The 6,384-nt window shown below is 44.9% G+C and carries 7 protein-coding genes; 3 read left to right on the plus strand and 4 right to left on the minus strand.

Annotated elements, in window-relative coordinates; genetic code table 11:
- Positions 1 to 79: 79 nt before the first annotated feature.
- Positions 80 to 601 (plus strand): DUF2058 domain-containing protein, encoded by a 522-nt coding sequence (locus R7O12_RS13345; RefSeq protein ID WP_053307193.1) that lies wholly within the window; start codon positions 80 to 82, stop codon positions 599 to 601.
- Positions 602 to 693: 92 nt separating this feature from the next.
- Here R7O12_RS13345 and R7O12_RS13350 read toward each other — a convergent pair whose 3' ends face one another.
- The 3 genes from R7O12_RS13350 to R7O12_RS13360 all read right to left on the minus strand — a co-directional run bounded on the left by R7O12_RS13350 (position 694) and on the right by R7O12_RS13360 (position 2,667).
- On the minus strand, positions 694 to 1,308 hold the full coding sequence (locus R7O12_RS13350; protein ID WP_017633575.1) for a LysE family translocator: 615 nt from the start codon (positions 1,306 to 1,308) through the stop codon (positions 694 to 696).
- 77 nt (positions 1,309 to 1,385) lie between these two features.
- Positions 1,386 to 1,778, minus strand: coding sequence for a ribosome recycling factor family protein (locus R7O12_RS13355; RefSeq protein ID WP_213879753.1), 393 nt, complete (start codon positions 1,776 to 1,778; stop codon positions 1,386 to 1,388).
- Positions 1,779 to 1,797: 19 nt separating this feature from the next.
- On the minus strand, positions 1,798 to 2,667 hold the full coding sequence (locus R7O12_RS13360) for a LysR family transcriptional regulator (RefSeq protein WP_005373812.1): 870 nt from the start codon (positions 2,665 to 2,667) through the stop codon (positions 1,798 to 1,800).
- Positions 2,668 to 2,772: 105 nt separating this feature from the next.
- Between R7O12_RS13360 and R7O12_RS13365 the strand changes: the two genes are divergently transcribed.
- Together R7O12_RS13365 and ansB are read left to right on the plus strand one after the other, a co-directional pair.
- Positions 2,773 to 4,029 carry an adenylosuccinate synthase gene (locus tag R7O12_RS13365; protein WP_005373814.1) on the plus strand — a complete coding sequence of 419 codons (1,257 nt, stop codon included), beginning with the start codon at positions 2,773 to 2,775 and terminating at the stop codon, positions 4,027 to 4,029.
- Positions 4,030 to 4,400: 371 nt separating this feature from the next.
- Entirely contained in the window at positions 4,401 to 5,465 is a 1,065-nt protein-coding gene (gene ansB / locus R7O12_RS13370; RefSeq protein WP_017819810.1) for an L-asparaginase 2, read from the plus strand.
- Positions 5,466 to 5,541: 76 nt separating this feature from the next.
- Here ansB and R7O12_RS13375 read toward each other — a convergent pair whose 3' ends face one another.
- Complete coding sequence (locus R7O12_RS13375) at positions 5,542 to 6,378, minus strand: pyruvate, water dikinase regulatory protein (RefSeq protein ID WP_005373820.1); 837 nt, start codon at positions 6,376 to 6,378, stop codon at positions 5,542 to 5,544.
- Positions 6,379 to 6,384: the final 6 nt, after the last annotated feature.

Here is a 6,384-nt window from a genome sequence, read left to right on the forward strand (position 1 = left end):
CCCATAGAAAGCACTATTATTTACTACAAGTGGCAATAGTGGGTAAAATGCCCAAAATTGCGCACTAACTGGATGAAACATGGCAAAACTTACCCTTCAAGAACAAATGCTGAAAGCTGGCTTAGTTAATGAAAAGAAACTAAAGAAAGCGAAGAAAGGCTCAAAAAAATCACGCGTTCAAGCACGCGAAGTAAAAGCGGCGGTTGAAGAGAATAAACGCCAACAGTTAGAGCGTGATAAACAATTGAGCGAGCAACAAAATGCTGAGCGATTAAATAAAGAGATCAAAGCGCAGATCAATCAATTGATTGAGATGAACAAGATCGACTTAAAAGATGGCGACATCAAATACAACTTCACTCACGGTACGCTAGTGAAATCACTTTATGTAGATTCACTTATCCGCGAGCAGTTGATCAAAGGTATTTTGGCAATCGCAATTGTTGGTGAAAGCTATGTTGTCATTCCACGTGGAGTAGCGAATAAAATTGCTCAACGTGATGAGTCCGTCATCATCGAACAGAAAGAAGCAGAATCTGACATTCCAGCAGAAGACGATCCATACGCAGATTTCGTCGTGCCTGACGATTTGATGTGGTAACAATAAATAATCGATGCATCAACTAAAAGAGCCGCTGATGTAACATCAGCGGCTCTTTTTATAGAAAAATAATCTACGGAGATGATGTGTTGTTATTGCTTACTTAGTAGCAAATTCGCACCTGATGCGGCTAAAAACAACGAACATCCGCGATTGAAACGTTTCGCCATTTTGGGGTTTGAAAACCAGTGTCTCAAGTACAAACCAAAGATGGCATAGATTGAAATGGCGACCATTTCTAATATCAAAAACGTGGAGCCAAGGGCAAAAAACTGCTCTTGAACGTTGGCATTGGCATCAACAAATTGCGGCAAGAATGCAGTAAAAATAAGAATCGCTTTCGGGTTGCCAGCAGCGAGCGTAAATTCTTGTTTCGCCAGTCCTGCGTAGTTGCGCGAATTGTCCAAGTCAGAGATCGGGCTGGACTCTGAGCGCCAAAGGTTGAACGCAATCCATAGTAGATACAGCGCCCCTACCAACTTTATTGCCAAAAATAGCATTTCTGACGTATACAAAATCACAGCCAGACCTGATGCAGACAACGCAATCATCGCTGAAAAAGCAGCAATTCTGCCTAAACTGGCCGTAAACGCGGCCCTAAAGCCGTAACAACGCGCATTATTCATTGCCAATAAATTGTTTGGGCCTGGAGCCATATTTAGAGCAAAGCAAGCAGGAATAAAAAGGAGAAGCTGCCAAATATCCATAATAAAATGGTCTTAGTGAGTGATTTTGATCGGTACCCTAACATCTGTTAATAAAGTGAGTAAACCACAAACCGATCTTAAAGCAACTCAGCATCAAATCGTGCCGTGCGAGCTTGAACTAACGTGCAGTTCGTTTCAGCCATCAGCTCCGCTAAGGTGATGTTTGGGTTTTGTCTCACCAAACGTACCAACTTCACGTCCAAAGGTTCCAATTTGTCTTGGTGAGCAAGTAGAGCTTGTTCGATTTTGTTGATCGCAAATCGCATCGTCTCTGCTTCTTCGTTTTTGAGATGCTCTAAAAACGCTTTTACATCCAAAGCCTCGCCTGAGATTTGCCAGTGACGAGATCGTCTAATTCGCTTAAGATCGCACTGTTTTTCTGCTGCGAGTGTTTTCGCTCGCCTGGCATGGTCGCCCCCAATACGGTGAATCAAGGATGGGAGCGAAATCGTAATCTTCGTCTCTTTCATGGCCTTTTCTTTCATCGTCTTAGCCCTCAACCACCGACACATTCTCGCCAACCCAAGCCAACAACTGTTTTGCCGCTTTAGATAACACCTGATTTTGACGCACGATGTAGCCGAAATCAGTGTTTGGAAAACTTGGCAAAGGCGTAACTTCTCGAGAAAGCTTTAATCTCGGATCGAGCGAAAAATCCGGCACAATAGCAGTCCCAAACCCCGCTTCCGCCCAGTCGATTTGTGCTTCCACACTGCCCACTTCCATCACGCGATGCTTAGGCAGATTTAGCTCAGGTAAAGACGCATCAATCAGCTCTCGGGTTCGAGTATCGTGCCCTAGCAGGATCAGCGTCTGGCTCTCTTTTCGATTGTCTTGCCACTCAAAAATGTTATCGCCAAACGCACACCAGTGAATTTGCGTGAGAGGCGTAAAATGCAGCGGTTGACTCTCTTTTTGTGCGATAACAAAGCCGATATCGGCACGCGCACTTTTCACCAAATCCACCGCTTGAGAAGATGTGGTATTGAACAATGCCAAGTCGATCCCCGGATATTCACTTTTGAATTGCTGAAATGGTTTGATAAGCAGTAAACGTGAAACAATATCGCTCGCCGCAATAGAAAGCGTCCCCTGCGTAAGATCGTTGATGGCATTGAGATCCGACTGACAAATTTGCAGCTCATTGAGCATCCGCTGCGCCGTAGCTAACAAACGCTTCCCCGCTTGCGTCAACTGCACAGGATTTCGCTCAATCAATTTCGTGCGCGTGGCTTGCTCCAGCTGCTTGATATGCAAACTTACGTTCGGCTGTGTCATGTGGAGTTCCGTCGCTGTTTTACCAAAGTGTTTTACCTCTGCAAGAGTTACGAAGGTTCGCAGCCAGTTCAAATCTAACATTGCCAATTCCGATATGAGATTCTTATCAAGTTAATGAGTATAATTAATTTCTCTTATTATGGCGAACACCTTAAGATTTTTGCATCTGTTTTTGGAGATTAAATTATGTCGTCTATCGTTGTTGTGGGTGCAAACTGGGGTGATGAAGGCAAAGGCCGCATCGTTGACTTTTTGGCAGAGCAAGCTTCTGCGAGCATTCGTTTCCAAGGTGGTAACAACGCGGGTCACACCGTGGTTAACGATCTAGGTACGTTTAAGCTGCACCAGCTACCAAGTGGCGTATTCAACCCAGACTGTTTGGCAGTGTTAGGTCCGGGTATGGTTATCAGCCCTGCGTTGCTGTCTCAGGAGATTGCGGAAGTTGAAGAAGCAGGCGTAAAAGTGAATATGTGCATCTCAGATCGCGCAACACTGTGTCTACCTCTACACGCACTAGAAGATACGCTAGAAGAACAACGTTTAGGCGACAAAGCATACGGTTCAACTCGTCAAGGTATTGCACCTGCTTACGGTGACCGCGTAATGAAGAAAGGCATCCTAGTTGGTTGGTTGAAGCAACCAGAAGTATTGGTTGAACGCCTTCAATTCATGATGGATTGGAAACTGCCGCAACTGCGTGCACTTTACCCGACGTTCGAGTTTGAACAAACCGCTGAAGAACTGGCGAACTGGCTGCTAGAAGTCTCTGCACCTTGGCGCGATTCAATTTGCAACGTAACGCTTCCTCTAAAAGAACTACAAGCGAAAGACAAAACACTATTGTTCGAAGCACAGCTTGGCGCAGGTCGTGACCTTGTTTACGGTGAGTACCCTTGGACAACATCTTCTAACGTTGTATCAATGTACGCGGGTATCGGCAGTGGTCTTCCGGCACTTCGCCCTGAGCGCGTTATTGCGGTTGCAAAAGCATTCAGCTCATCAGTAGGTACTGGTACGTTGATCACTGCAATGGAAGAGCAAGATGCTTTCCGCGAACTTGCAGGCGAGTTCGGTGCAACTACAGGTCGTCCACGCGACATGGGCTACTTCGACGCAGTCGCTACTAAGAATGGTGTTGAACTGCAAGCAGCAACTGAAATTGCGCTAACTAAAGTAGACTGTTTGACTGGCCTTAACGATCTGAAAATCTGTGTTGGCTACGAAGGCGACCACAGCGAAAACCCAATCTGGCCTCAAACTGCCTCTCTTGCGCCAATCTACGAGAAGATGGAAAGCTGGAGCGAGGACATCACTGGTTGTCGTAAGTTTGAAGAGCTTCCAGTAGCAGCACAGAAATACGTTCTACGCATTGAGGAACTCATGGGCGTACCAGTAAAAATGGTGTCTGTGGGTCCTGGTCGTGAACAAATGATTATGCGATAAGATGTGAATTAACACATCATTGGCAAGCGGCTTTTATCTGTTCCGGGGTAAAGCCGCTTTTTTTTTACACTGTAAACTTTGGAAAATTGCACGGCTAAATTCATGTTTAGTAACCTCATCACGAGACTCCTACCTCCTTTATTTATAAATCAATAAATTATAGGGCTTAACACGTTGTGCACGTTACTAGCACATCTCACTTGTTAAAGAAGCACGTCAATTAGGTTAACTGGTTGATTTGATATTCTTTAAGTGATTAGTTGATCACGATCTTCATCTGCAATTTGTTGAACTAGTACTCAAAAAATCTAACCCACTGTTTTTAGGATAGATGAGTTCCCCAACATCCAACCTAACAGCAGGTGATTCCCATGACGAAAAATCTTTTCCGCCTCAGTACGATAACCCTTGGTTTGTGCCTTAGTTCTTTGTCTTTCGCGCAATCCGAACTTCCGAACATTAAAATTCTTGCCACTGGCGGCACCATAGCAGGCGCAGGTCAATCTGCAACAGAGTCAAACTACACAGCAGGTAAAGTCGGCGTTGAATCATTGATTTCTGCGGTGCCGAGTATGACCAACATTGCCGATATTTCTGGAGAGCAAGTGGTCAGTATCGGTTCACAAGATATGAATGATGAAGTGTGGCTAAAATTATCGAAAAGAGTTAATGAGCTACTCGCTCAAGATGATGTTGACGGCATCGTCATTACTCATGGTACGGATACGTTAGAGGAAACCGCTTACTTCCTTGATCTGACCGTCAAGAGCAAAAAGCCTGTCGTGATCGTCGGTGCAATGCGTCCTTCCACCGCAATGAGTGCTGATGGACCAGTCAACTTATACAATGCAGTCGTAACAGCCACCGATGAAGATTCAGAAGGACGTGGCGTGCTAGTCGCAATGAATGACACGATTTTCGATGCGCGAGATGTGACAAAAACCAATACAACCTCCGTCAGCACTTTCCAGTCACCCAACTTTGGTGCTATCGGCTACATTCATAATAGCGATGCCAAATATCAACGAAGCCCAGAGCGTAAACATACGACAGAAACCCCATTCGATGTATCAAAGCTTACTAAGTTGCCTAAGGTCGGTATTGTTTATAACTATGCAAATGCCTCCAATTTGCCAGTGAAAGCCTTTGTGGATGCGAAGTTTGACGGCATCGTAAGTGCTGGTGTCGGTAATGGTAACTTGTACCACACTGTGTTTGATGAGCTAGAGAAAGCGAGTAAAGATGGCGTTGTTGTTGTAAGAAGCTCCCGAACGCCTAGCGGCTCAACCACTTTGGATGCTGAAATTGATGACGAAAAATACGGCTTTGTTGCCGCTGGTACATTGAACCCACAAAAAGCACGTATCTTACTGATGCTGTCACTGACTCAGACCAAAAACTATCAAGACATCCAAAAGATGTTCCAATACTATTAATTCTGTCTAAGGTTCATTCGATAGAGGAGGTACACACCTTACCTCCTCTTACACATAGCGACATGAGCGTCTCTTGTTAGCCAAACAAGCGACGCTTCATTCCTGCTTTTTCCAGAATACGCGTAGTAATTTCCTCAACAGACAGAGAGGACGTATTGATATATGGGATCGCCTCTCTTCTAAACAACGCCTCAACAGTGTCTAGCTCCAGCTTGCACTGCTCTGTGCTAGCGTAATCACTTCCAGACAAACGATTTTCACGGATTTCAGTCAAGCGCTCGGGATCAATAGTCAGCCCAAACAACTTATGACGATGGATCTCAAACTCAGGTAACAAACGCATCATCTTCACATCTTCCGCAATAAACGGATAGTTCACAACACGTAAACCAAATTGCATCGCCATGTACAAGCTAGTCGGCGTTTTTCCACTGCGCGACACGCCAAGTAAGATGATATCAGCTTGCTCCAACCCTTTTAGCGTAATGCCATCATCATGCGCCAATGTATATTCAATGGCCGCAATACGGTCGAAATAGGTATCGGAATCTTTCCCCACGCTGCGAGAACGCTGCAACTTAGGCTTTGGTGCCATCTGAATGTCGTCTTGCACTTTCTGCACAATGCTTTCCAAAACATCGTAACTGTATGCCGGCGCTTCAAGCAGCATTTCACGTACTTCTGGAACGACAATTGAGAAAAAGACCAGAGGTTTGACGCCATTGCGCTGGTAGGAAGTTTCAATTTCTTTGACTACGTCAGTAGCTTTGTCCTGGCTTTCTACAAACGGAAAGGTTTTTTCGTTAGGAATGAACGGAAATTGACCGAGAACAACATGCCCTAATGTCTCACATGTTATCGCCGTACCGTCAGAAACATAGAACACATCACGACTTTGGTTATTTATTTGCATTTCTGT

Source organism: Vibrio sp. Vb1574 (assembly GCF_033338675.1).